The 24922-nt window shown below is 56.5% G+C and carries 20 protein-coding genes; 10 read left to right on the top strand and 10 right to left on the bottom strand.

The genetic code is table 11. The features are described from left to right. Positions 1-10 precede the first annotated feature (10 nt). The 6 genes from ACL2XJ_RS18230 to ACL2XJ_RS18205 form a co-directional block, all read right to left on the bottom strand. Positions 11-889 carry an ABC transporter permease gene (locus ACL2XJ_RS18230; RefSeq protein WP_413724028.1) on the bottom strand — a complete coding sequence of 293 codons (879 nt, stop codon included), beginning with the start codon at positions 887-889 and terminating at the stop codon, positions 11-13. 1 nt (position 890) lies between these two features. Next, on the bottom strand, positions 891-1835 hold the full coding sequence (locus ACL2XJ_RS18225) for an ABC transporter permease (RefSeq protein ID WP_413724027.1): 945 nt from the start codon (positions 1833-1835) through the stop codon (positions 891-893). Positions 1836-1872: 37 nt separating this feature from the next. Then, a complete protein-coding gene (locus ACL2XJ_RS18220) occupies positions 1873-3390 on the bottom strand; it encodes an ABC transporter substrate-binding protein (RefSeq protein WP_413724026.1) in 1518 nt (505 codons plus the stop codon). Between the two features lie 13 nt (positions 3391-3403). Continuing rightward, on the bottom strand, positions 3404-4483 hold the full coding sequence (locus ACL2XJ_RS18215; RefSeq protein WP_203521927.1) for an oligopeptide/dipeptide ABC transporter ATP-binding protein: 1080 nt from the start codon (positions 4481-4483) through the stop codon (positions 3404-3406). After that, on the bottom strand, positions 4480-5490 hold the full coding sequence (locus ACL2XJ_RS18210) for an ABC transporter ATP-binding protein (RefSeq protein WP_203521928.1): 1011 nt from the start codon (positions 5488-5490) through the stop codon (positions 4480-4482). Before ACL2XJ_RS18210 ends, ACL2XJ_RS18215 begins: the two co-directional genes overlap by 4 nt. Positions 5491-6099: 609 nt before the next feature. Then, positions 6100-7104 carry a bile acid:sodium symporter family protein gene (locus tag ACL2XJ_RS18205; RefSeq protein ID WP_413724025.1) on the bottom strand — a complete coding sequence of 335 codons (1005 nt, stop codon included), beginning with the start codon at positions 7102-7104 and terminating at the stop codon, positions 6100-6102. 95 nt (positions 7105-7199) lie between these two features. Between ACL2XJ_RS18205 and ACL2XJ_RS18200 the strand changes: the two genes are divergently transcribed. Together ACL2XJ_RS18200 and cycA are read left to right on the top strand one after the other, a co-directional pair. Next, positions 7200-8120: a LysR substrate-binding domain-containing protein gene (locus ACL2XJ_RS18200; RefSeq protein WP_413724024.1), complete on the top strand. Its 921-nt coding sequence runs from the start codon at positions 7200-7202 to the stop codon at positions 8118-8120. Positions 8121-8325: 205 nt separating this feature from the next. Further along, positions 8326-9720, top strand: a complete 1395-nt coding sequence (gene cycA, locus ACL2XJ_RS18195) for a D-serine/D-alanine/glycine transporter (protein ID WP_203521931.1) — start codon at positions 8326-8328, stop codon at positions 9718-9720. A gap of 133 nt (positions 9721-9853) precedes the next feature. Here the strand turns inward: cycA and ACL2XJ_RS18190 are convergent, their stop codons facing one another. From ACL2XJ_RS18190 to ACL2XJ_RS18180, 3 genes are all read right to left on the bottom strand, one after another. Further along, positions 9854-10804 (bottom strand): aldo/keto reductase, encoded by a 951-nt coding sequence (locus ACL2XJ_RS18190; protein ID WP_413724023.1) that lies wholly within the window; start codon positions 10802-10804, stop codon positions 9854-9856. A 134-nt stretch (positions 10805-10938) separates the two neighbouring features. After that, complete coding sequence (locus ACL2XJ_RS18185; RefSeq protein WP_413724022.1) at positions 10939-13302, bottom strand: TIM-barrel domain-containing protein; 2364 nt, start codon at positions 13300-13302, stop codon at positions 10939-10941. A gap of 20 nt (positions 13303-13322) precedes the next feature. After that, positions 13323-14627, bottom strand: coding sequence for an MFS transporter (locus ACL2XJ_RS18180; protein ID WP_413724021.1), 1305 nt, complete (start codon positions 14625-14627; stop codon positions 13323-13325). A gap of 190 nt (positions 14628-14817) precedes the next feature. Between ACL2XJ_RS18180 and ACL2XJ_RS18175 the strand changes: the two genes are divergently transcribed. The 6 genes from ACL2XJ_RS18175 (at position 14818) to ACL2XJ_RS18150 (ending at position 21530) form a co-directional block, all read left to right on the top strand. After that, a complete protein-coding gene (locus ACL2XJ_RS18175) occupies positions 14818-15888 on the top strand; it encodes a LacI family DNA-binding transcriptional regulator (RefSeq protein WP_413724020.1) in 1071 nt (356 codons plus the stop codon). Between the two features lie 185 nt (positions 15889-16073). Continuing rightward, positions 16074-16856, top strand: coding sequence for an IclR family transcriptional regulator (locus ACL2XJ_RS18170; RefSeq protein ID WP_413726914.1), 783 nt, complete (start codon positions 16074-16076; stop codon positions 16854-16856). A gap of 22 nt (positions 16857-16878) precedes the next feature. Continuing rightward, positions 16879-18084 (top strand): L-rhamnonate dehydratase, encoded by a 1206-nt coding sequence (gene rhmD, locus ACL2XJ_RS18165; protein WP_413724019.1) that lies wholly within the window; start codon positions 16879-16881, stop codon positions 18082-18084. Between the two features lie 146 nt (positions 18085-18230). Then, a complete protein-coding gene (locus ACL2XJ_RS18160) occupies positions 18231-19529 on the top strand; it encodes an MFS transporter (protein ID WP_203521937.1) in 1299 nt (432 codons plus the stop codon). A 19-nt stretch (positions 19530-19548) separates the two neighbouring features. Continuing rightward, complete coding sequence (yfaU, locus tag ACL2XJ_RS18155) at positions 19549-20355, top strand: 2-keto-3-deoxy-L-rhamnonate aldolase (RefSeq protein ID WP_413724018.1); 807 nt, start codon at positions 19549-19551, stop codon at positions 20353-20355. Between the two features lie 164 nt (positions 20356-20519). After that, a complete protein-coding gene (locus tag ACL2XJ_RS18150) occupies positions 20520-21530 on the top strand; it encodes a LacI family DNA-binding transcriptional regulator (protein WP_132922246.1) in 1011 nt (336 codons plus the stop codon). 55 nt (positions 21531-21585) lie between these two features. Here ACL2XJ_RS18150 and ACL2XJ_RS18145 read toward each other — a convergent pair whose 3' ends face one another. Further along, complete coding sequence (locus ACL2XJ_RS18145) at positions 21586-21894, bottom strand: YciI family protein (protein ID WP_132922247.1); 309 nt, start codon at positions 21892-21894, stop codon at positions 21586-21588. Positions 21895-22215: 321 nt separating this feature from the next. Between ACL2XJ_RS18145 and ACL2XJ_RS18140 the strand changes: the two genes are divergently transcribed. Both ACL2XJ_RS18140 and hydA read left to right on the top strand, forming a co-directional pair. Beyond that, entirely contained in the window at positions 22216-22911 is a 696-nt protein-coding gene (locus ACL2XJ_RS18140; protein ID WP_132922248.1) for a GntR family transcriptional regulator, read from the top strand. Between the two features lie 388 nt (positions 22912-23299). Further along, complete coding sequence (gene hydA, locus ACL2XJ_RS18135; protein ID WP_413724017.1) at positions 23300-24760, top strand: dihydropyrimidinase; 1461 nt, start codon at positions 23300-23302, stop codon at positions 24758-24760. Positions 24761-24922: the final 162 nt, after the last annotated feature.

The following is a 24922-nucleotide window of genomic DNA, read 5'->3' as shown; positions in this document are numbered from 1 at the left end:
TTATCCTGATTTATTCAGATCGGGGATCGAGAGCATCGCGCAGCCCCTCGCCCAGTAAATTAAAGCCCTGTACCGCGAGGAAAATAGCCACCCCCGGTACGATGGACATCCATGGCGCCTGTTCAAGAAAGCTTTTTGACGAATTGAGCATCGCGCCCCAGGACGGCTGCGGCGGTTGTTGCCCCAGCCCCAGGAATGACAGGCTGGCTTCGGTAATAATGGCGTGGGCTATGGACAGAGCGGTCTGGACCAGTATGGGGGACAACACGTTCGGCAAAACGTAACGCGCCAGGATCCAGCGATCCGGCAAGCCAATCGCCCTTGCGCCTTCGATATATTCCTCATTACGGATAGCCATGACCTGGGAGCGTGTCAGCCGGGCAAATATGGGCATTGCCGCCACGCCGATGGCAATCATGACATTTCCCAGGCTGGGTCCGAGAAATGCGCCCAGGGCAATGGCCAAGACCAAAAAGGGGCATGACATCAGGGCATCAATAATCCTTGAGATCACGCTGTCATAAAATCCCTGCCAATAGCCGGCTATCAATCCCAGCGGCACGCCGATGGCAATTGCCAGGGCTATGGAGAGACAGCCGGCGAGCAGGGAGGATCGCGCCCCCCAGATTACCCTGGAGAGAATATCCCGGCCCAGTTCGTCGGTGCCGAGCCAGTGGATAAGGGACGGCGCCTTGCGTATCGCCATGAAATCGGCTTTAACCGGATCGAAAGGGGCAATCAGCGGCGCCAGTAATGCCATCAGCACGAAACACATGATGATTACCGCCCCAACGATGGCTCCTTTGTTGGCGAAAAATTTATCAACTACCCGCCCACGGCGCTTTTTCTTGCCCAGGCCAATAGCCACGGCCGTCGTCAATTGGCTCACGTCAGGCCCTCCTCATGCGCGGATTGATGACGATATTGAGCAGGTCGGCCAATAAATTAAGCAGGATAAAGCCCACCGCCACCACGATCACCACGCCCTGCACGACCGCGTAATCCCGGTTAAATACCGCATCAACGATGAGTTTGCCGAATCCTGGAATGGTAAACACCTGTTCGGCCAGTACCGCCCCCCCCAGAATTTCCCCGAACAGCAGGGTACAAAGGGTGATGATGGGAACCAATGCATTGCGCAAGGCATGTTTCAGTACGATCCGCAGCGGCAGCAATCCCTTGGCTTTCGCGGTGCGGATATAATCCGCCCTTAGCACGCCAAGCATCGCCCCGCGGGTGTGGCGCATCAAAATCGCCCCCAGGCCGGAACCCAATACCAGCGAGGGCATCAATAGGGTCCTGAGATTCTGCGCAAGATCCATCGACGGCGGGACATAGCCTGAGGCGGGCAGCCAGCGTAGCTTCACGGCAAACAGCAGGATCATCAGCATACCTAGCCAGAAATGCGGAATGGATATACCGGTGAGAGAGAGCGCGTTCATCCCATGATCCAGCCAGCTCCCCTTGCGCACCGCGGCCAAAATGCCGGTGGAAATGCCGATAATCATCGCGATCAGCAGCGACAACACCGATAACTCCAGCGTGACGGGCAATTTGCTGGCAATCAGGCTCAGCACCGGCTCCTGATTACGCAGCGAACTGCCCAAATCTCCCCGAACCGCACTGGTAAGCCAACGGTAATATTGCACCGGGAGAGGATCGTCCAGATGGTATTTCGTCCGCAACGCCTGAATAACCTGGGGATCCCGCTCCTCGCCGGCCATGGCCAGCACCGGGTCGCCGGGCAGCAATTTTTGCAGGCAAAAGGCCATCACGGTGACCAGCAACAGTGTCGGTATCGCCAGGATCAGGCGTTTACAAATGATCTCTAACATAAGGTATCCTCGGCAGTACGCCCGTGATTCGCTGCACTCATTGACTCAGGGTCACATCCGCCAGTCGCAATAAGGCATCGGGATAAGGAACGAATCCCTTCACCTTGGCGCTGATGGCAAATATGCGCGGTTCAAAATAGAGATAGGCCACCGGCATGTCGATTTGCAGTTGCCGAACCACGTTGGTGTACAGCGCTTTTCGCTGGTCCTGGTTATTGATTTGCCGGGCCGCCAGCAGCCATTTGTCCACCTGTTCGTTGCTATAGCGGCCGTCGTTCAAGGCGCCGTGGCTTGAAATAAACGAATAGATATCGCCGTCCGGATCCGGGCGTCCGGACCAGGAAGACAGCGCCAGCTGGAAGTCGCCGGAGGAAAGCCGGCTCAGCAGCGTGGCATGCTCCGTCATCTGCAGGCTGACATCAAAACCCGCTTCGGCCTCCATGGACTGGATAACCTGGGCGACTTGCTGGGCCACGGGTTCGTTCGGCACCACCATGGTGACATGCAGCGGCGAGGTCACCCCCGCCGAGGCCAATAATGCCTTGGCCTTAGCCACATCACGGGACGGAATCGGCAGCGGTACATGATAGGGACTGGCATCGGTAAAGGGCTGGTTTGCCGGCGTGTACTGCCCGGCAAAAACCACTTGATTGAGGGCCTGCCGATCGATGCCCAACGAAAAAGCCTGCCTGACGCGCGCGTCGGCGGCCAGCGGACTGGTGGGTTTGTTTTGGCCATTGCCGATATTGAACACCACGCTCATGTATCCCAGCGGCGTGGGTTTGGCCAGGGTCAGGTGGCTGTCAGACGTCACCGTGCCCACATCGCTGGCCGAGACCCAATCAATGAGATCCAGGTCGCCGGCGCGCAAGTTGGCCAGCCGCACGGAAGCGTCGGGGACCGGTAGAAAGACAACCCGGTCAAAATGATAAGGTTTGGGGTTCCAGTACTGATTAAACTTTGTCAGTACTATGCGATCCTGCTGCACCCGACTGTCGAATTGATAGGGTCCTGAACATACCGGGTGGGCGGCGACATTTCCTTTGGCCGTGGCGCCGGGGGCCAGCATGGCGCCGGCACGATCGGTTAACTGGGATAACAGCGCCGCGTCGGGATTCTTAAGATGCAAGACAACGGTATAGGGATCCACCACCTCCACCGAACTGACGGAAGAAATTTCGCTTTTACGGGTTGACCCCGGCAAGGTGAGATCCCGTTCGATATTATATTTGACGGCGGCGGCATCGAATTTTTCGCCGTCATGGAACACCACGCCCTGACGCAAACGCAGGGTCAGCGCTTTATTATCCGCGCTCCAGGACCATTGGGTCGCCAGGCCCGGGACGATATCCAGATGCGCATCGATATCCACCAGCCGATCGCACAGCGCATTAAAGACGAATCTGCCGGTATAGGAGCGCGACGTTGCCGGGTCGAGCTGATCGGGATCGCTGCTAAGACCTACCCGAAGCATGGTTTCCGCCTGGGCAATGCCGCTCGCGCCGAGCAAAATCAAACCACTAAGACCAAGAAAAAACCGGGCACATATTTTCATCGGGAATTTACCTTTAGGATTGACTGTTGTTAATGGAAATCTGGCGTTCAAAAAGCTTATGGCGTCTTAAAAAAGCCTCGGATAAGGGGGCGGCCACGATAGTCCCCGGCTGCTGCAATTCCCGCCAACGATGGCATGAGACCTGGCGGCCCTCACCTACCGGCGTCAATACCGGTTCCCAGTTGCGGCAAACGTCGCGGACATGGGGACAGCGGGTGTGATACCGGCAGCCCTGGGGCACGGAGCCGGGGCCCGGCAACTCCCCCGTCTCTATCGGCAGGTCGCGCTGTCCTCCCGGGGCAAGCCCGGGCGCGGAACGTATCAGCGCCTGGGTATAAGGATGCAGCGGGCTGTCGAACAACGCGCCGGTGGGGGCCGATTCAATGATTTGTCCCAGGTACATGACCGCGGTGCGATCGCTCATATGACGAACAACCGCCAATCCATGGGCGACGATAATCATGGTCAGTCCAAACTGCTGTTTAAGTTTTGCCAGCAGATTAATCACCTGGGCCTGCACCGAAACATCCAGCGCCGAAACCGGCTCGTCGCCCAAAAGCAGTTTGGGACCGCAGGCCAGCGCGCGCGCGATGCCGATGCGCTGTCGCTGGCCGCCGGAAAATTCATGGGGATACCGGTCTTCAAACACCGCGGGCAAACCCACCGTGTCCAATAATTCCCTGACCCGTTGCCGCCGTTCCTCCTGTCCGACGTTTTCATGCAGCCAGATCGGTTCGCCGATAATCTCCCCTACCGTCATGCGCGGATTAAGGGAGGCGAAGGGATCCTGGAAAATAATCTGCAATTCGCGCCTGAGCTGGTTGAGCGGCTTTTTTTTCAAGGCACAGATATTGCGGCCCTGATACCAGACCTCGCCCTCGCTGGCGGGGAGTAACCCCAACAGCAGACGGCCCAGCGTGGATTTTCCCGATCCGGACTCACCCACTATTGCCAGCGTTTCCCCCGGGAATACGTTCAGTGACACCCGATCCACGGCCAGCACGCCGGATGAAGTGCGAAACAGCGTTTTGGCGGCGTTGAAGCGTTTGGTTAACGACAAAGCCTCCAGCAACGGCGGATGTGGACTATTCATTGTGCAACCTCCGCCGATATGTTTTCTTCCAGCGGGGCTTTGAAACACGCCACCTGATGTTCAGGGGTCAGATTTTCCAGCTGCGGGCGGTGATGGCGGCAATGATGATCCGCAAAGGGGCAGCGGGTGGCGAAACGGCAGCCGGCTGGCATCTCATGGAGCTGGGGCACAGTGCCGGGAATGGTGGACAGCTTTCCCCCGTGGGCGGAGAGCATGGGGATGGAACCCATCAAACCGATGGTATAAGGATGCTGAGGATCGTTGAAAATCTCCAGGACAGCCCCCTGCTCGACAATCTGTCCGGCATACATCACCGCGACATGATGGGCCATCTGTGCTACGACACCCAGATCATGGGTAATCAATAATATTGCGCTACCGGTATCCCGCTGTAATTGGCGTAACAGCTGCAGAATCTGCGCCTGGATGGTGACATCCAGCGCGGTGGTGGGTTCATCGGCAATGAGCAGACGGGGGCCGTTGATCAGCGCCATGGCAATCATGATCCGCTGGCGCATTCCTCCGGAGAGCTGATGAGGATAATTGCCCATACGCGCTAACGGATCGGGGATCTGGACTTTTTTCAACATGTCCAATGCCAACGCTTTTGCCTGCGGGCCGGTGAGCGCCTGATGGCGCAAGGCCGCCTCCATAAGCTGATTGCCAAGGGTAAATGACGGATTAAGGGACGTCATGGGTTCCTGGAATATCATGGCAACCTGCCGCCCCCTGAAATCGGCGAACTCACGTTCGGAAAGTTGGGTCAGATCCGTGCCGTCCAATTCCAGGTTGCCGGTGATGACCTTGGCGTTGGGCGGTAATAATCCCATTAACGCCAGCGAGGTAATACTTTTACCGCAGCCAGACTCTCCCACCACCGCAAGTGTTTGCCCGCTCTTGATAGCCAGAGATATATTATCCAGCACCGGCATTGGCGCATGGCTAAACTGAACTTGGAGGTTGTCGACATTTAAAACCATGGATTCCTGACACATTGAAGCTGTCATGAGCATTTCCTGTTCGTTATTCAAGACTGGCCTGCATTGACCAGATAACAACGTTATTCGCCAATTACCTGGTTCTGAAATAGTATTTACATGTGGCAGTTTTGATATCCATCTCACGAACTGCGCCGGCTATCTTATTTCTGTACGTTATCTGAAAAAAAGCAGCTTATTGAAATAACGCCAGCAAATAATAAAAAAATGATAAAAAAGGGATGAACGCTTTGATTAATAGTATCGGTGCAAACAGACGCTTTAAACGTCTTTCATAACTTTACACAAATAAGCATAAAACGTACCACAAAAAAAGAATTTATTAAAATAATTATTCCTTTTATAACAATGTAATAGCATTGAATCCATGGGCGGAGTAATAATACGTTATTGTCTGGTCAGAAACCTGCCCTAATTAAGTGCATAGGAAAAACAACATAGTGCAGTTATTTTAACATTCTTGGGGCTCTCTCGTTGAAAAGGTCGATGATTATATATAAAAAAACACTACACCGTTTAAAACACGCTCTTAATTCCGCAATCTATAGCATATATCAGCAGACATTTATCATATCGTTTTCTTATTGTATGACAATTTCCATCACACCTATTCCTTCATTATCGGTTTACGCGCGCCGGGTGTTTCGTACCCGTGGCCAATACCTGTTTCGCTTTATTTTTATATCTTCTTGCTAATACAGCGCACAGCATTAACTGAACCTGATGGAATATCATCAAAGGCAATACCATTACGCCTACGCTTGCGGCCGGGAAAAGTATGTTCGCCATAGGTATGCCATTGGCCAGACTCTTTTTTGAACCGCAGAATAATATGGTAATTTCATCTTCCCGGTTAAACCCCAAACGCCTGGCGCACCAGACATTGAAAATCATGATGATCGCCAGAAAACCCAGGCATGACGCCAGAATCAACGCCAGTGCGCCCGAACTGACGCGATGCCATATACCATGCGTTACCGCTTCGCTGAATGCCGAGTAGACCACCAGCAGAATCGAAGCCCGATCGGTTTTCCCGACGATGTTTTTATGACGTCCCAACCAGCCGGCAATCCAGGGGCGCATCAGATGGCCGGCGACAAAAGGCGCCAACAGCTGCAGCATTATGCTGCCGAACTCATGGAAATTGCCGCCGGCGCCGTGGACATGCATGACCAAACCCACCAGTAACGGAGAGATGAACACGCCGAGCAGGCTGGAAGCCGATGCGCTGCATACCGCCGCCGCGACATTGCCGCCGGCCAGGGAGGTAAATGCTATGGCTGACTGCACGGTGGCCGGCAAAATGGCCAGATAAAGAAAACCATCATATATTTCCCGGCTCATCGGTACCGGTCGCCACCAGCTAAAGAGCAGCCCCAACAGAGGAAACATGACAAAGGTGCTGCCCATGATCCATAAATGCAGACGCCAGTGCGAACTGCCGACGATGATGGCTTCTCGGGAAAGTTTAGCGCCGTGCATGAAAAACAGCAGCGCGATGGCGGCGGTGGTCAATGCCTGAAAGAACTCCACCAAATCGCCGCGGGCGGGAAATATCGAGGCAAGCAGCACGGTGCAGACCAGGGACAGCGTCATGGGATCTAAATAATCGGGCAGTTTCATCAAAAATCCTGTCGAAAAAAAAAGCATAAGCTATTGTGCTTAAGCTGCTTTAAGAAATAAAATTGATTTATCTAATCTACTTATGAATTTTATGCATGAACTATTCTCTACGTCAGCTGCGCGTTTTTGTCGCCATTGCCCGCCACGGCAGCTTCAGCCGCGCGGGCGAAACCATTGGTCTGAGCCAGTCGGCGGTAAGCCATAGCATTAAAGAACTGGAAAAAGAGGTGGGAGTCACGTTACTCGATCGCACCACCCGAGAAGTGGTGTTGACCGAAGCCGGACAGCGTCTGGTCAGTCGCCTGGAACGCGCATTGGATGAATTGAACACCACCTTGCAAGACGCCCGGCATTATGGGCAGCAGCGCAGCGGTAAGGTCCATGTCGCGGCAAGCCCGACCATCTCCGCCCATCTGATGCCGCAGTGCCTGTCGGTGAGCGAGAAGCTGTACCCCGGCATCAAGGTGCGGTTACGAGACCGGCCTCAGCAGTGGGTGCTGGAGAGTATCCGCAATGCCGAAGTGGACTTTGGTATTGTCATCGACCCGATCCAAACCGCGGACTTATATTGTCAGCCGGTGTTGCTGGAACCTTTTTTGCTTTTATGCCGCAGCGATCACCCGTTTGCCGAGCAAAAGCAGGTCTCCTGGCAATCCCTGAACGGCTGCCGTCTGGTCTTACAGGATTATGCCTCCGGCAGCCGCGCCCTGCTGGATGAAGCCCTCAGGCAACAGGGCATCAACGCCGAGATAGTGCAGGAGATAGGCCATCCCGCCACGCTGTTTCCCATGGTGGAAGCAGGTATCGGCATCAGTATCGTACCGGCGCTGGCCCTGCCGCTGCCGGCGGGCAGTTCCCTGGTGGTCCGGGCGCTGCAACCGGAAATCAATCGTTCGCTCATGTTGGCCCGGCGTAAAAACCGAACGTTATCACCCGCCGGGGAAGTGATTTGGGAGGTCGTTCAGCAACAGGCGGCATTGTTGACGCAACGGCGCGCGCGGCATCCTTTTTATTAGGCTAGCGCTGCCTGAACCCTTTCCTCGGGCATCACGCGGATATATTTCCCGTGCGGTCCGTACTGTCCGTTTTCATTCGGCCGGTTAAAAATAATTACCCCCTAAAGCTATTATTCCACTATCTTATGCCGGCTTACCGGCGTTCGCGCCGCACAGATATCGGCCAGCAGAGCCGAAACAATATCACCGACAGGAATAAGTCTATATGGTTGAGCAATCAACAGAAAATCTATTAGCTGAACAGAGCCCGGAGAAACTGCAGCGCAATCTCCATAATCGCCATATACAGCTGATTGCCATCGGCGGCGCCATCGGCACCGGACTCTTTATGGGTTCCGGCAAGACCATCAGCCTGGCCGGCCCGTCCATCATTTTCGTCTATCTGATCATCGGCTTTATGCTGTTTTTCGTGATGCGCGCCATGGGGGAACTGCTGCTTTCCAATCTTGAATACAAATCTTTCAGCGATTTCGCCGCCGATTTGCTAGGCCCCTGGGCAGGTTATTTTACCGGCTGGACCTACTGGTTTTGCTGGATAGTCACCGGCATCGCCGATGTGGTGGCCATCAGCGCCTATTTTCAGTTCTGGTTTCCCGATTTTTCAATCTGGATGAGCGCACTGCTGTGCGTTGGGGTGTTTGTTACCTTGAATATCGCCACCGTCAGGCTGTTTGGCGAAATGGAATTTTGGTTTGCCATTATTAAAATCGTGGCGATAGTCGCCCTGATTGTCGCCGGCTTCGTGCTGGCGGCCCTGCATTATCCCTCACATGCCGGCGATACGGCGGCCCTGTCCAATCTCTGGCGGCATGGCGGTCTGTTTCCTAAAGGTCTCAGCGGCTTTTTTGCCGGTTTCCAAATCGCGGTTTTTGCCTTTGTGGGTATCGAGCTGGTGGGAACCACCGCGGCGGAAACCCGCGATCCGCACAAGGTATTGCCGCGCGCCATTAACGCCATCCCTCTGCGCGTCATTATGTTTTATGTGCTGGCGCTGATAGCCATTATGGCGGTAACGCCCTGGGACAGCATCGCGCCGGATCATAGCCCGTTTGTGTCCATGTTCATGTTGACGGGGCTGCCTGCCGCCGCCGGCGTGGTGAACTTTGTCGTGCTGACCTCGGCGGCCTCTTCGGCCAACAGCGGCATGTTTTCCACCAGCCGCATGCTCTACGGCCTGGCGGAACAGGGGTCGGCCCATCGCCGTTTTGCCCATCTGTCGCGCCGCGCCGTGCCCACCAACGGTCTGATGTTTTCCTGCCTTTGCCTGTTAGCTGGCGTGGCCCTGATTTACCTGATTCCCAACGTCATGACGGTCTTCACCCTGGTGACCACGGTGTCGGCAATACTGTTTATGTTCATCTGGACCATTATCCTTTGCTCTTACCTCGCTTATCGTAGGAAATACCCGGAACGGCATCGGCAATCGCGCTTTAAAATGCCGCTGGGTAAAGGGATGTGCTGGGTATGCATGGCGTTTTTTGTGTTTGTCCTGATCCTGCTGGCGCTCCAGGAAGATACCCGGGAAGCCTTGCTGGTCACGCCGCTCTGGTTCATTATCCTGGCCGCCGGCTGGGGGCTGAGAGGCAAAAAAGCGGCGTAATGCGCGCCGGCGGGCCGCGTATTGTTCATACATGCTCTAGACGAGGATATTATGAAGAGACTGACGGGAAAGTGTTTGTGCAAAGATATCCTTTTTTCGGTGATGCTGAATGAATACGGGGATGCCCCTGAAATCAGGCCAACGCAATAAGCTCGCGCAATTGGGCCGGGGAGAGCGCCGGGCCGGAAGCCGCCGCCGCGTTTTCCGCCATGTTCTTCGGATTGCCGGTACCCGGTATCCCACAGGTTATGGCCGGATTGGCCAATATAAATTTCAGCGCCAATTGTGCCCATGAAACGGCCCCCGCCTCCCCGGCCCAGCCGGGCAATGGCGTTGAAGCCAGGCGGCGCAGCAGGCCTCCGCCGCCGAAGGGGGTATTGCAGATGACAGCCACGCCTTTATCCCGGGCCAGCGGCAACAGCCGCTTTTCGGCGGCGCGGTCATCCAGTGCATAATTGATCTGCAGGAAGTCCAGAGGCGTGGTATTCAGCACTGATTCAAGGGCATCGTAGGCCGAGGAGGAATAATGCGTGACGCCGATATAGCGGATGCGGCCGGCCGCTTTCATGTCGCGCAGCGTCGGCAGGTGCGTCCGCCAATCCAGCAGATTGTGAATCTGCATCAAATCAATGATGTCGGTTTGCAGCAACCGGAAAGAATCATTCATCTGCCGGATACCGGCCTCCCGGCCGGAGGTCCACACCTTGGTGGCGATAAACGCCGCTGGGCGGGGGTGCCGTTCGCTTAATAGCGCCCCCACCGTGCGCTCCGCCAGACCATACATGGGGGAACTGTCGATAACCGTGCCGCCCGCGGCGAACAGCGCATCCAGCACCGCCGGAAGCCGGGCATAATCGGCGCCGCCGGGACTGACATCGAAACCGCGATAAGTACCGAGGCCGATAACCGGCAGCGCCTCGCCGGAAGAGGGTATTATTCGGGTCGGCATGGTTTTTCCTCCGGGTAAAGGTTGCCCGCCGGCGGCGGCCGATGCGCCGACGGAGACAACACTGCCCCCCAGGACGCCGCAGGCTGCCCATGCGGCCCCCAGGCGCAACATCCGGCGGCGGGATAAGGATATCATCGCCGGCCGGACGGGTTGCTGCAGCGCATAACTGGAAAACCGGGCCGTTTTTTCATTGAACCCCCCCGCCCCTCTGTCGGCCCAACGGCCTGAAGAATGATAATCCTACCTATAAAATAGCCGACAATGCCCCCTCAGCCAAGGCGATATGTTGTGGTCCGCGTGCCGTTGATATAAAGAGGGCGATCCTCGCCGGCGGGCAGTTGAAGCGTCAAGACATCCCAGGCCGGGCGGTAATCTCCCTCTTGCTGGAAACGGATATCTATCCGGTCAGCCTTGCTGTGCATTTCCCAGCGCAGGCAAAGGGCATGCCCGTCCCGCCAGCCGAAGCTCTCTCCGTCATCCTCATACAGCAGCCCGGTACCTGAGCCGATGCCCGACAGGGGGAAAAGCGCCAGCCGGCGCCGGTCATCCGCCGCGCTGTCCTGGCAGTGATAATGGCCGGAAAGGGGAATCGCCGCGCCGGCCCGCACCAGCAGCGGCAGGCGTTCAAGGGGGGCATCCAGCACAATCTCCTGCCCGCCGGTGAAGTACTGTCCGCTATGCCAATCGTACCAGCCGCACTGATTGTCGGGCAGGTAGACCCTGCGCCGACGCGCCCCCGGATCGACAACGCTTGCCACCAGCAGGTCTCGCCCCAGCATGAAATCGTCGGTTTCCGCAAAGGTACGTTCATCCTGTTCATGATCGAGAAACGTCGGGCGCAGCATCGGCTCATCTTCACTGCAGGCCAGCCAGAACAGGGTATAAAGATATGGCATCAACCGGTAGCGCAAGCGAATGGCTTCGCGTACCGCCGGGGTGGCCGCCGGATACATCCAGGGTTCGTTGACGGTGCCGTCATCGTTCCAGGAGTGAATGGTAAAGCGCGGGTGCATCACGCCGTTTTGCACCCAGCGGACGAACAGCTCCGCATCCGGCCGTTCGCCGGAAAAACCGCCGACGTCGTGACCGACGTTATATAACCCGGACAGGCTCATCCCGATGCCCATGCGGGTATTGAAACGCAGGGTTTGCCAGCTGGTGCGATTATCTCCGCTCCAGGTCTGTACATAGCGCTGCATTCCCCCACAGCCGGAACGGGAGATCAAATAGGGCCGTTTATCCGGCGCGAACCGCAGCTGTGCCTCAAACGACGCCCGCATCATCAGCAGCGGCATCACCGGCCGGATGTGCTTGATGGCGATTTCCCGGCCAAATCCATGGCAGCGGGCTTCCCCGTCCCACAGTTCATACTCGTTGTTGTCATTCCACGTAGCATCGATGCCCATGTCCAGCAGCTGTTGCCGGACATTTTTTTGCCACCAGGCGACCGTGTCGGGATTGGTAAAATCCAGGCTGGCCCCCTCGTCATCCCAGAAAACCGAGCGCGCCGGGCCGTCAGACTGCGAATCGCGGATAAACAGCCCTTGCGCCGCCGCTTCGTCGTACTGCGGATGATCCAGCAGCAGGCAGGGTTTGATATTGGCCGCCAGTTTCAGCCCCGCCTGATGGAACGCACGGGTCATATCCCGGGGCCGGGGAAATTTTTCAAGGTTCCAATTGAAGACATAACGCTTGTCATTAATAGAGGTATAGCCGGAGGAAAGCTGAAACGAATCACAGGGGATAGCGTGTTCCCGGCACAGCGCGATAAATTTCATCAGTTGCCGCTGGGCATCCGGCGCGTCGGTATAATGCATGGTGGACCCGCTGTAACCGAGGCTCCATTTCGGACCAAACAGGGTTTTACCGGTCAGCCGCACGAATGCCTTGGTGACATCCAGCACGCGCGGGCCAAGGAACAGGTAATAGTCAAGATCCCCCGCCTCGGCGCGATAGCGGCGGTAAGCCGGATGGTAATTATCCAGTTCATTGCCCAAATCAAACCAGCTGCTGCTGAGGTTATCGTAGAAAACCCCGAAACTGGCATCGCTGCGCTGGGTGATGGTGAAAGGGATATGCTTGTACAGAGGATCGGTTGAGGCGGCGTTATAGCCCATGGCATCCAGATTGCGCATTTCATAACGCCTGCCGAGGCGATTGAGGTCGCCGGCCTTTTCTCCCAGTCCGTAATAACGTTCCTGCCCATGGCGCCGCTGGTAATGTTCAATGCCGTCGCCGTGGGCATTGAGCAGATAGGCCCCGGTGGGACGATCGGCGGCCAGCGGCATCCACCGGTCCTGCAGGCGGTATTCCCATTCCAGCCATAGCGGCTGATGTACCGTCACCCTGAGGGTCTGGGTACAAACGCGCAGCGTATCGCCGTCCTGCTCAAGCTGATAGCCCGGCCGGGAGAAATCGCCGACATATTCGCGCTCGCGTCCTTCCCAGGGGACGTCCTGCTTTGGCGCGATACTCCAGGTGCGATCCAGCGCCAGCGTGCCCTGCCGTTTGATCAACACCCGGAACAGGCCGTTTTCCAGCACATACAGGCGAAAAATATGCAGAAAGTCCACCTTAAGCTCAACGAACGCATCGGTTTGCCGCGACAGTATCCAGTTCTTCAATGTTTTCATGTCATTTTGTTCCTTTTACGTCAGGCCGGCACGCCGGCGCGGCGCTGCGCAATAAACATCACCAGAAAAATAGCGCCAATCAGGTCAAAAAAGCCCATGGCAATAAAAAGCGGTTTAAAACCGAAGGTATCGGCGGTAACGCCGATAATCAGGGAAAAGGCGAAACTGGCCACCCAGGCGCATGAACCCCGCATGCCGTTTACCGTCGCCATTTGTCCCTTGTCGAACGTTTCCACCACCAGCGCGCTGAGCATGCAGGAGATAACCTGATGGCCGAAACCGCCCACCGAGATAAGCAAAATAGCCAGCCAAGGGGTTTGCACCAGCGTCATCAACGCCAGCGACAACATCAGAAACGCGCCGGTCATTGAGCTGGCCACCACCGAATTAATGCGGGTGCAGCCAAATAAACGGATATAGAGATGGGTGAGATAACCGCTGGCGATACTGCCTAAATCGGCGGCGAGAAACGGCATCCAGGCAAACAGGGCAATTTGTTTGAGATCCATGCCCCGTTCGTTCGCCAGGTAGAGCGGCACCCAGAAGCTCAAGACCCCCCAGGCGGGTTCCGCCAGAAACGCGGGAATGGCGATGCCGTAGAAACGTCTGTCCTTTGAGATATTTTTCATTGACCGCCAAAACGGCTGCCTGACGGGGACGGGATCGTTATCCTGCAGGATGAAGGCGCGCTCGCTTTCGGTCAGGTTAGGATGCGTGGCCGGCGATTGATACAGCCACCACCAAAGCCCCACCCACAGCAGGGCCAGACAGCCCGACAGGAAGAAAGCGCCGTGCCAGCCGAAAGAGGCGTGGGCGGCATAGATAATCGGCGGCGCCAGCATAGCCCCGATGGAAAACCCGACGCCGGCCCAACCCGCCGCCACCGGGCGCTCGTTTTTCGGAAACCAGTCGCCGATGGCCTTGGCATTGGCGGGAGTGGCCGCTGCTTCCGACGCCCCCATAAAAAAGCGCAGCACCGCCAGTTGAATCCAACTGCCGGCTCCGGCATGCAGCAAACACATCAACGCCCAAATTACAGCACAAATCAAAAAACCCAATTTCAGGCCGATCACATCAATGAGCCAGCCGCAAAACGGCTGAAAAATGGTGTAGGCCAATTGAAAAGCGGCAACGATCCACGAATATTGCTCGGTGGTCATATGCAGGGAATTTTTTAATTCAGGAGCAAGTATTCCCAGGGCATTACGCGTGATGTAATTAACGGTAACCCCGAGCAGAAATAAGGCCAGCATCCACCAGCGTAAATGTTTTACCGCCCGTTTACCTGCCTGGGTTACCGCTTTGGAATGATTAACGAGACTCATGACTTCCTCTACGTATCGGTTGGCTATCATCCCGACAGTAAAAGAGCCAAAAATGCGAGTCTATGCCGTTTTTTGCAAAAATTTTCATGACATAATAAATAAAGCGTTCTATTTCCCCGCGGGCCTGCTAAAAAACGGCAAATAAGCTCATGAAAATTTTTGCATGGGCAAATATGATGAAGATCACAAAATGAAAGAAAAATTAAATATCACCGCCCTGGCCCGTGAAACGGGGCTTTCCATCAGCACCGTTTCACGGGTTTTGGCGGGAAAGGCCAATACCAGCGCCACGGCGCGCAGTCGGGTATTGGCGGCCGCCCGCCAAAAAGGCGTGATGAACGAACTGTCGAACGGCCGGCTGCTGCTGAACGGATTGCTGGTCTTTGCTCCGCCCCGCGCCTTCGACGTGCGCACCGATATTTTTTATTACAAGGTCATCCAGGGCATCAGCCAGGCGCTGACGCAGCACGAGGTACGATTGCGCTATTGCGGACTGGAGGAAAACGACAGCGACGCCGCGCTGTTTCTGGAAAAAATGAGCCTGCCGGAAACCGAGGCCGCGCTGATTATCGGCATTGACGACCCCAGAATACATACCTTAGCGGCCGAGCTGCATAAGCCCTGCGTGCTGATTAACTGTCGTGACCGCCGTATGAGGCTGCCCTCGGTTTCGCCCCATCATCAGCTCATCGGCGAATTTTCAATAAATTATCTGTTCGAGCAGGGGCATTGCAATATCCTGACGCTGCATTGCCTGCGACGCTACACCATGGAACTGCGAATGTACGGTGTGCGGGAGGCCTGGAACATGCGCAATCTCGCTTTCAGCGAAGAACGGCATCAGCTTATAGCGCAAGGTTTCGGCGCCGCGGAATCCGAGCGCCTGATGAGCGCCTTTTTGTCGTCCTGCCCGCCTTCGGAGCGGCCGAGCGCTATCCTCGCCGGCGGGGACTTTATGGCGGTAGGGGCGATGAATGCGTTGCAGAAGGCCGGCTTACGCGTGCCCCAGGATGTATCAGTGATGAGCATGGACGGTTTCAACCTCGCCGCCATCCATGATATTCCCCTTACCTCAGTGCATGTGCCGCGGGACGAGCTGGGCGCAGAGGCCGTCAGAATGCTCCAGCAGCGACTGCTACGGCCTGACGCCCCGGTGGGTAGCCTATTGCTGAACGGCACGCTGATAATCAGGGACTCCGTACGCCGGATCCGTGGTCGTAAAAACTACTGTGCGGTGGATCGGGAGGGCTTATATGATTAACGGATTTGAACCGGCGGTTCAGTACAGCCCATTGTACTCGCTGCTTAAAAAGCCGTGCGTAATCTCACAGAATTGATCTGTGACCGTCCCATTATTCTGCCGAAATAGCCATTTTTGATATTGCTCACATAATTTAACCCCCCGCAAGACAACACTGATTCCATTACACAAGACCGGAGTCCAGCATAATGGAAAACAGCAAAGTCCCGGCGTTGACACGCGCCATTGATATCCTGAATGTTATTGCCCGGCGCGGCCCCTGCTCCGCCGCCGATATTATCGCCGAGCTGGGACTGCCTAAAAGCACCACGTATTTAATATTGGCTGAATTAAAAAGGCAGCGTTTTATTACGCTTGATGTTCGTGATAATTATTGCCTGTGGACTAAATTGGTGGAATTGTCCGAGCAGGCGCTAGGCAAAATGGATTTACGGGATATCGCCAAACAGCGGCTGACGGAATTAATGGAAGATACCGGATTATTATGCCATCTGGGTATTATCGACGATCAGAATGCCTATTATATTTTAAAAATAGAATCTACTTCCACCATTAGCGTCCGGTCCCATGAAGGCAAAAGTCTCTCCCTGTATCGCTCCGGAATAGGCAAATGTTTGCTGGCCTGGCAGGACGAGCGCCAGCAGCAGAAGATCATGAATAATATCCGGTTCATCAGCAAAACCCCCAGCACGATTATTACCCTGGCCGCCCTCAAAAAAGAGCTGGACGGCATCCGCCGCCAGGGATGGAGCTTTGACAACGGTGAGGATTACGCCGATGTACGCTGCGTGGCCGCGCCGGTATTCAATGCCCGCAATGAATTGGCCGCCGCCATCTCGGTGGTGGGAACCGGCCAACAAATCACGACGGATAACCGCGATCTGCTGGCCGGCAAAGCCATTGCCTGCGCCAAAGATATTTCCCGGCGGCTGGGCTGGAAAAGCCCCTTCGAACGCAAGGCTTCCTAACCCCTTTTAAGGAGACATTCTCATGATCCTACCGAAAATCAAACATGTCCGCGCCTGGTTTACCGGCGGCGCAACCGCGGCCAAAGGCGCCGGCGGCGGCGATTACCACGACCAGGTCGGTCAGCACTGGATTGACGACCATATCGCCACGCCGATGAGCAAATATAAGGAGTATGAACAATCCAGGCAGTCGTTCGGCATCAACGTGCTGGGCACGCTGGTGGTGGAGGTGGAAGCGGATAACGGCCAGACCGGCTTTGCGGTTTCCACCGCCGGCGAAATGGGCTGTTTTATCGTGGAAAAGCATCTGAACCGTTTTATCGAGGGGAAATGCGTCAGCGACATTAGGCTTATCCACGACCAGATGCTCAATGCCACCCTCTATTATGCCGGTTCCGGCGGCCTGGTCATGAATACCATTTCCTGCGTCGATCTGGCGCTGTGGGATCTTTTCGGCAAAGTGGCCGATCTGCCGGTATATAAGCTGCTGGGCGGCGCGGTCCGCGATGAAATACGGTTCTACGCCACCGGCGCCAGGCCCGATCTGGCGCAGCAGATGGGCTTTATCGGCGGTAAGATGCCGACCCATCGCGGGCCCCATGACGGCGATGCCGGGATACGCCAGGATGCGGCCATGGTGGCGGAATACCGCGAGAAATGCGGTCCGGACTTCTGGCTGATGCTGGATTGCTGGATGAGCCAGGACGTCAATTACGCCACCAAACTGGCCTACGCCTGCGCCCCTTACAACCTGAAATGGATCGAGGAGTGCCTGCCGCCGCTGCAGTTTGAAGGCTACCGGGAGTTAAAGCGCAACGCGCCGCCGGGAATGATGGTCAGCAGCGGCGAACACCACGGTACGTTGCAATCATTCCGGACCCTGGCGGAAACCGGCATCGATATCATGCAGCCCGATGTGGGCTGGTGCGGCGGCCTGACGACGCTGATTGAAATCGCCGCCATCGCCAAATCCCGCGGCCAGCTGGTGGTGCCCCATGGCTCATCGGTCTACTCCCACCATGCGGTTATCACCTTTACCAATACGCCCTTCAGCGAATTTCTGATGACCAGCCCGGACTGCGCCACGCTGCGTCCGCAATTTGATCCGATTCTGCTTAATGAACCGGTGCCTGAAAACGGCCGTATGCATAAATCAGTGCTGGATAAACCCGGTTTTGGCGTTGAGCTTAACCGCGAATGTAATTTGCAGCGGCCTTATACCCATTAATGGCGATATATACCCGACATACTTCAAGTTGAAGGTGCGTAGGCTTTCCCGCAACTCGAATTATTGAGGGTATAAGACCTTGGCCGGTAATGTTTATTTGCCGGCCAAGATAATAACGAAAACCCTCCGCACAGGAAGACACGGCCATGAATACGCTCCTTGAAAGCGCGATAAAAAAGAACCGCGCCAGATTAATTCCTTTTATGCTGGCGCTGTATATATTGGCTTTTCTGGATAGATCGAATATCGGCTTCGCCAAAGAAACCTATCAGCTCGACACGGGGCTCAGTAATGAGGCCTATGCGCTGGGAGCCGGCATATTCTTCGTGGTCTATGCAATTCTGGGCGTGCCCGCCAATTTATTGATGCGTAAATTCGGCGCCCGCAGCTGGATTGGCGGCACGACGCTTATTTGGGGATTGTTATCCGCCGCCATGGGGTTTGCCGATAGCGAAACCAAGTTCCTGGTGGTGCGCACGCTCTTGGGGGCGGCCGAAGCCGGTTTTTTCCCCGGTATGATTTATCTGACGTCCCAGTGGTTTCCGCAAAGTAACCGCGCGGGCATTATGGGACTGTTTTATATGGGTGCGCCTTTGGCGTTGACCCTCGGCTCCCCTTTATCGGGGGCGCTGCTGGAAATGCACGGTTTCATGGGCCGGCCAGGCTGGTTCTGGATGTTTATGATTGAAGGAATATTGGCGGTGATCGCCGGCATATTCACCTTCTTCTACCTGGACGACACCCCCGCCGCCGCGCGCTTTTTAACGCCGCAGGAAAAACAGACGCTGCAAACCCAATTGGAAAGCGAGGAGAAAAACAAAACCGCCACCCATTTGCGCGATGCCGTCATCCACGGCCGGGTTTGGCAACTGGCCCTGATCTATATGACCATCCAGATTGCGGTTTACGGCCTGATTTTCTTCCTTCCCAGCCAGGTGGCGCAACTGATGGGCACCAAAGTGGGTTTTGTCGCATCCCTGGTCACCGCCATCCCCTGGATAGCCGCCCTGTTCGGCACCTGGTACATCCCGCGTTATTCCGATAAAACCGGCGAACGCCGCCTGATTGCGGCAGCGACCCTGCTCTGCGCCGGGCTGGGCATCGGCATCTCCGGGCTGGTCAGCCCGCTGGCGGCCATTATTGCGCTCTGCGTGGCCGCCATCGGCTGCATTGCCGTACAACCGGTGTTCTGGACCATGCCGACCCAGCTTCTGTCCGGCACCGCGCTGGCGGCGGGCATCGGTTTTGTCAATCTGTTCGGCGCCGTGGGAGGCTTTCTGGCCCCGCTTATCCGAGTGAAGGCGGAATCCGGTTTCGGCAACGGCGCGGCGGGCCTGTTGACGCTGGCGGCCATTGCCATTGTGGGCGCGCTGGGCATCCTGACGCTGAAAGTGGCCACGACCAAACCGGGCATCAATACCGCCAATAATCTCTCCAGTAAATAACCGCTAGTAAGGATTTTACATGAAAGATATTTTAGCCAACGCCTTTAAAGCCGGATTACGGCGCGGGGAAGTCCAGATAGGACTCTGGTTAAGCAGCACCAGCGCCTATATGGCGGAAATCGCCGCCACGTCCTCTTACGACTGGCTGTTGATTGACGGCGAGCACGCGCCGAACACCGTGCAGGATTTATATCATCAGCTGCAGGCCATCGCCGCCTATGACAGCCAGCCGGTTATACGCCCGGTGGAAGGCCAGCGGGCGCTGATAAAGCAGGTGCTGGATATCGGCGCCAGAACCTTGCTTATCCCCATGGTGGATACGGCGCAACAGGCGCGGGATGTGGTGGCGGCCACCCGCTATCCGCCGGACGGGACGCGCGGCGTGGGGGCGGGGGTGGCCCGCGCCGCCCGCTGGGGACGGGTGGATGCCTATATGAAAAGAGCGAATGATGAGCTCTGCCTGCTGATTCAGGTGGAAAGCAAGGCTGCGCTGGATAATCTGGATGAGATTCTGGCGGTGGAAGGTATCGACGGCGTGTTCATCGGACCGGCGGATCTGTCCGCCTCCCTGGGCTACCCGGACAATGCCGGGCATCCCGCCGTGCAGCGCATTATCGAAGACAGCATCCGGCGCATCCGCCAGGCCGGCAAAGCCGCCGGTTTCCTGGCGGTGGATGTGGACATGGCGCGCAAAAGCATCGAATGGGGCGCCAATTTCGTGGCGGTCGGGGTGGATACCATGCTGTATACCGAGGCCCTGGACCGGCGCCTGGCGCAGTTCCGGTCGGAATCAACGGCGGGACCAACGGATAAAGGCAGCTACTAACACCCGGCGGTTCTCAGTCTCCGTGCCGGCATTGACACGTTGCAGCGATAAGCCGGCGCGGGCCGGCAGACGGCCCATGGACATGGGCAGGCATGAAATAGCTGACTCGAGTTAGCGAATACGTTACACTTTTTCTACGATGACATTTCAGGATCGCATTATTCATGGTAAAAACGGTCGAGCAGATTGCCACGGCGTTACATCTCTCCATTACCACCATTCGCCTGGTGCTGAACGGTAAGGCTGAGCAGTATCGTATCAGCGCCAAAACCCAGGAACGTATCCATAACTATGTGGCCGAGTTCGGCTACAAGGTCAACCACACGGCCCGCAGCCTGAAACTGAATAAAACCGATACGCTGGGACTGATTGTGCCGCGCCTGTCCAATCTGTTTTTTTCCACCCTGGCGGAGAAGCTGGAAATACGCTGCCGTGACGCCGGGTACCAGTTGATGATCGGCTGCACATACAGCGACGCCCGCCATGAAAATAAACTGGTGGAGGCGCTGCTGCAGCGCAATGTGGACGGTCTGTTTGTCGTGCCTTCATCCCTCCAGTCGCAGAATCACCATGCCAAACTGGTGGAAAGACGGCCGTTGGTGCTGCTGGACCGCGACTTTGGCGAGACGGGGGTCGCATTGGTGGTGAGTGACAATTGCCAGGGCGCCGAGCAGCTCACCCGCGTCATGATGGCCGCCAACGGGTCGGCGCCGCTCTATTTTCTGGCGGGAGATACGGAACAGCCGGCGATTAAAATGCGTTTGCAGGGTTACCGGCGGGTCATGGGCGAAAACCCCGGCCAATGGATACTGGAGGCCGGCCATAACCGCCAGGAAGACGGGAGCTTGATGATGCGACAGTTTTTCCAGCGGCACCATCGGGCGCCCCAGGGTTTTATCGCCTCCTCGCTGCCGATACTGGAAGGCGCGCTCAGCGTTTTGCGTGAACAATACGGCTATATACCGGCGGAAATCAATATCGGCACCTTTGACGAACATGCCATGCTGGGGTTTTTATCCAACAATGTCTGGTCGATGCGGCAAAATGAGGATGCCTGGGCCGAACACGCGTTTACCGCGATGCAAACCGCGCTGAGCGGTGAAGCGCCGCCGTCGGGTAAAGTGATGATCCCCATGACGATGATCCATCGCCAACGGGCGTTTGCCGGCGAATAATCGCCATAACCGGGACGGGGGATGGAGTGGCCGTCATCGCCGGTTGGCGGCATGTTTATCCGGGTATCACGCCGCTGGATTCGGACGCAAACTCGCCGAATAGGGGATCCCACTCGGAGATGGTCAAACTGACGATGAGCCGTTGGATCGAAAAAGGATCTTTTTCAATAAGGGCCTCCACTTCCTTACGGGAATCAGCTTTGAATATGAGAAACCCGGTGCGCAGCGGTGAATTTTTCACCGGACCGGAGGCACGGAGAACGCCCGTTTGAACCAGCGTTTGCAGATAGGCTATATGGGCGGGAAGACGTTTTTTCCAACCATCGCCGTCGGGGTGCGTCATGGTCACGATAAAAAAGGGCATTGCGATAGGCTCCTGATCGTATGTTAAGACCCAAGGGTTACCGGACAAGAATATAGGATAAAGGTATGGATGCCTGCTGTTTGTTCATTATTTTAACAAAAGCGATTTACATCCGATGGTTATCCTGAAGACAATTCCCCACCCCGGAACTTCCCTTGTCATCACGGCCATGGTTAAACTGGTGGCCGCCACGTTGAAAAACTTGCGGCGCGGATTCTTTTAGGCTCGAATACAGGGAATGGCCATCCGGACCGTTTCATCGAAGAAATCATGGATGCGTTTTTCGGTTTACCGTTCTCACAAGCGCGACTGAAGGTATAAATGGGTGACAACAGCAGTAACGAGAAGCTTAGGGGCAAACACCCTACGGAAGAAATTATTTACCAGCGCCTGGTTAATGCCATTATCGATAAACGGCTTCGCCCCGGCCAGCATCTTAACGAGGTGAAGCTGGCGGAAAGCTACAATATTCCCCGTTCACGGGTACGGCGGGTGCTGGAACGGCTGCGAGACGAGGACGTGGTGGAAATCCGCCTGCATCATGGCGCTTTTGTTTGCCGCCCGACGGTGGAAGACGCCAAATATGTCTTCGAAGCGCGTCGCCACCTGGAGGATGTGGTCATCAGCCTGGTGTGCGAACGGGCCACCGCCGAGGATATAGAATCGCTGCGGGCGCTGCTGGTGCAGGAACGGTCCGCCTTTGAAGCCCATCGCAACGACGTTAACCGCATGGCGGCCGAGTTCCATATCCTGCTGGCGCACATTGCGCGCAATCCGGTGATCGAACGCATGGTCGGGCTGCTCATCCAGCGGTGCATTCTGGTGCAATCGGTTTATGAAACCAAGGAGGGGGTGCTCTGCCTGACCAATGAACATGCGGATCTGGTGGATAGCCTGGCCGTGGGCGATATCGGCGGCGCCCAGGAAAAAATGCACCATCATTTCGATCATATTATTTCCAGTCTCGATCTGAGCGAAGCCCGCCGCAGCGACATCGATATCTACGACTTTATCTGACCGGGTATAACCGGGCAATCGGGACGGTGGCCCTGGCTGGGCAACGACCGGCGGGCCGTCCGCCGCCGGGTGCGCCTTTTGCTCGCTCCCTGGCTTGCCTCTTCCCCGCCGGCTGTTTCATCCCCGTTCCACGGCCTTGATGCATCGTCCTGCCACGCCATATCCGCATCTTACTCTTTGCCGCTTTTTTAGCCATTCAGGCGCAACGCGGGCGCTTTTATAGTGCATCGCGTTCGGCTTCGCCGTCCCCCATTCCTGGCTATTTTTTATTTAATTAATTGTTTTTATTTGTTTTTATCTAAAAATCGGTCGGCATTTAAAAAGTGGCGGAAAAATTGCACACATTAATGTCTGCATTTATTCGTTACCCATCACAGGAGCCCCATCCATGCAAACCCATGATCTGGTGATCCGTCATGCCCGGGCCGTCACGGCCAGCGATATCTTCCACTGCGACATCGGCATCAGCGACGGCCGCATTACCACTCTGGGGCAACACCTGCCGGCTGGCACGCAAGAAATCGACGCCGCCGGACGTTTCGTCACGCCCGGCGGCATCGACAGCCATGTGCATCTGGATCAGCCTACCGGCGACGGTTCGGTTATGGCGGACGACTTTGCCAGCGGTTCGCGCTCGGCCGCCTGTGGCGGCACCACGACCCTTATTCCGTTCGCCTGCCAGCAAAAAGGCGGCAGCTTGCGGGACGCGGTGGAAGACTACCATCGGCGCGCCGGTACCGATAAGGCGCTTGTCGATTATGCCTTCCATATGATTATCACCGATCCGACGCCCGCCGTGCTCAACGAGGAGCTACCCCGGCTTATCCAGGAGGGTTACTCCTCATTCAAACTCTATATGAGCTACGCCGCCCTGATGCTCAACGATCGGCAAATCCTGGAGGTGCTGGCGCTGGCCCGCCGGGAGCACGCCATGGTCATGCTGCATGCGGAAAATCATGACTGCATAGGCTGGCTCACCGAACAACTGCTGGCGGCCGGTCTTACCGCCCCGCGCTTTCACGCCGCATCCCGTCCCCGGCTGATTGAACGTGAAGCGGCGCACCGCGCCATCTCTCTGGCGGAGCTGGTAGACGTGCCCATTCTGCTGGTGCATGTCTCGGCCGGGGAAACCATCGAGCAAATCCGCTGGGCCCAGGGCAAGGGCCTGAACGTATATGGCGAAACCTGCCCGCAGTACCTGTTCCTGACCCGTGAATCCCTCGGGCTGAGCGACGATTTCGAGGGGGCCAAATGCATCTGCAGCCCCCCGCCCCGGGATAAGGGCAGCCAGGAAGCGGTGTGGCGCGGCCTGGCCAACGGCACCTTTTCGGTATTTTCTTCGGATCATGCGCCCTTTCGCTTCGCGGGCACCGACGGTAAGCGGGCCCATGGGGATAACCCCGGTTTCCATCAGGTGGCGAACGGCATACCCGGCGTGGAAACGCGCATGGCGCTGCTATGGTCCGAAGGAGTCTGCCGCCGGCGCATTACGCCGCAGCGTTTTGTGGAGCTGACCGCCACCAATGCCGCCAAGCTGTATGGCCTTTATCCCCGGAAAGGCAGTATCGCCGTGGGCGCCGATGCGGATCTGGTTATTTGGGATCAGGACAAAAAGGTCACGGTCACCAACGAGATGCTGCACCACAACGTGGATTATACCCCGTACGAAGGCATGGAATTGTCGGCATGGCCGGCCATGACGCTATCCCGGGGCGAGGTGGTATGGGACGGCTCCCCACGGGGAACGCCGGGACGCGGCCAATTTTTGCGCTGCGATCGTCCGCTGCTGCCCGGAGCCGATGACAGCGATCGCGGATATACCGATTATGCCCCGCTGTTCGACAGATAGGGCCGGATCGCCGGTTGCGGCAAAAGGGTTGCCGGCGCTGCGCATACCCAAAATGGGGCAACGCGCACCGAAATCGCGCGGCCCGGACCGGTATGCCCCCCTGATTTCAATCGGTAACCCGCTGATTTTAAACCGTTGCGGGAAGCCGGCACTCTTGGCCCG

This window comes from Sodalis sp. RH16, from assembly GCF_047324245.1.
GTDB lineage: Bacteria > Pseudomonadota > Gammaproteobacteria > Enterobacterales > Enterobacteriaceae > Acerihabitans > Acerihabitans ligni.
Note: the sequence above shows the minus strand (reverse complement) of the source record. Positions and strands in the feature narration are given on the sequence as shown.

Bases quoted from the DNA above. Each gene is read 5' to 3' on its own strand.
- ACL2XJ_RS18225 (WP_413724027.1), bottom strand. From the start codon at position 1,835: ATGTTAGAGATCATTTGTAAACGCCTGATCCTGGCGATACCGACACTG.
- ACL2XJ_RS18220 (WP_413724026.1), bottom strand. From the start codon at position 3,390: ATGAAAATATGTGCCCGGTTTTTTCTTGGTCTTAGTGGTTTGATTTTG.
- ACL2XJ_RS18215 (WP_203521927.1), bottom strand. From the start codon at position 4,483: ATGAATAGTCCACATCCGCCGTTGCTGGAGGCTTTGTCGTTAACCAAA.
- ACL2XJ_RS18210 (WP_203521928.1), bottom strand. From the start codon at position 5,490: ATGACAGCTTCAATGTGTCAGGAATCCATGGTTTTAAATGTCGACAAC.
- ACL2XJ_RS18205 (WP_413724025.1), bottom strand. From the start codon at position 7,104: ATGAAACTGCCCGATTATTTAGATCCCATGACGCTGTCCCTGGTCTGC.
- ACL2XJ_RS18200 (WP_413724024.1), top strand. From the start codon at position 7,200: ATGAACTATTCTCTACGTCAGCTGCGCGTTTTTGTCGCCATTGCCCGC.
- cycA (WP_203521931.1), top strand. From the start codon at position 8,326: ATGGTTGAGCAATCAACAGAAAATCTATTAGCTGAACAGAGCCCGGAG.
- ACL2XJ_RS18190 (WP_413724023.1), bottom strand. From the start codon at position 10,804: ATGATATCCTTATCCCGCCGCCGGATGTTGCGCCTGGGGGCCGCATGG.
- ACL2XJ_RS18185 (WP_413724022.1), bottom strand. From the start codon at position 13,302: ATGAAAACATTGAAGAACTGGATACTGTCGCGGCAAACCGATGCGTTC.
- ACL2XJ_RS18180 (WP_413724021.1), bottom strand. From the start codon at position 14,627: ATGAGTCTCGTTAATCATTCCAAAGCGGTAACCCAGGCAGGTAAACGG.
- ACL2XJ_RS18175 (WP_413724020.1), top strand. From the start codon at position 14,818: ATGAAAGAAAAATTAAATATCACCGCCCTGGCCCGTGAAACGGGGCTT.
- rhmD (WP_413724019.1), top strand. From the start codon at position 16,879: ATGATCCTACCGAAAATCAAACATGTCCGCGCCTGGTTTACCGGCGGC.
- ACL2XJ_RS18160 (WP_203521937.1), top strand. From the start codon at position 18,231: ATGAATACGCTCCTTGAAAGCGCGATAAAAAAGAACCGCGCCAGATTA.
- yfaU (WP_413724018.1), top strand. From the start codon at position 19,549: ATGAAAGATATTTTAGCCAACGCCTTTAAAGCCGGATTACGGCGCGGG.
- ACL2XJ_RS18150 (WP_132922246.1), top strand. From the start codon at position 20,520: ATGGTAAAAACGGTCGAGCAGATTGCCACGGCGTTACATCTCTCCATT.
- ACL2XJ_RS18145 (WP_132922247.1), bottom strand. From the start codon at position 21,894: ATGCCCTTTTTTATCGTGACCATGACGCACCCCGACGGCGATGGTTGG.
- ACL2XJ_RS18140 (WP_132922248.1), top strand. From the start codon at position 22,216: ATGGGTGACAACAGCAGTAACGAGAAGCTTAGGGGCAAACACCCTACG.
- hydA (WP_413724017.1), top strand. From the start codon at position 23,300: ATGCAAACCCATGATCTGGTGATCCGTCATGCCCGGGCCGTCACGGCC.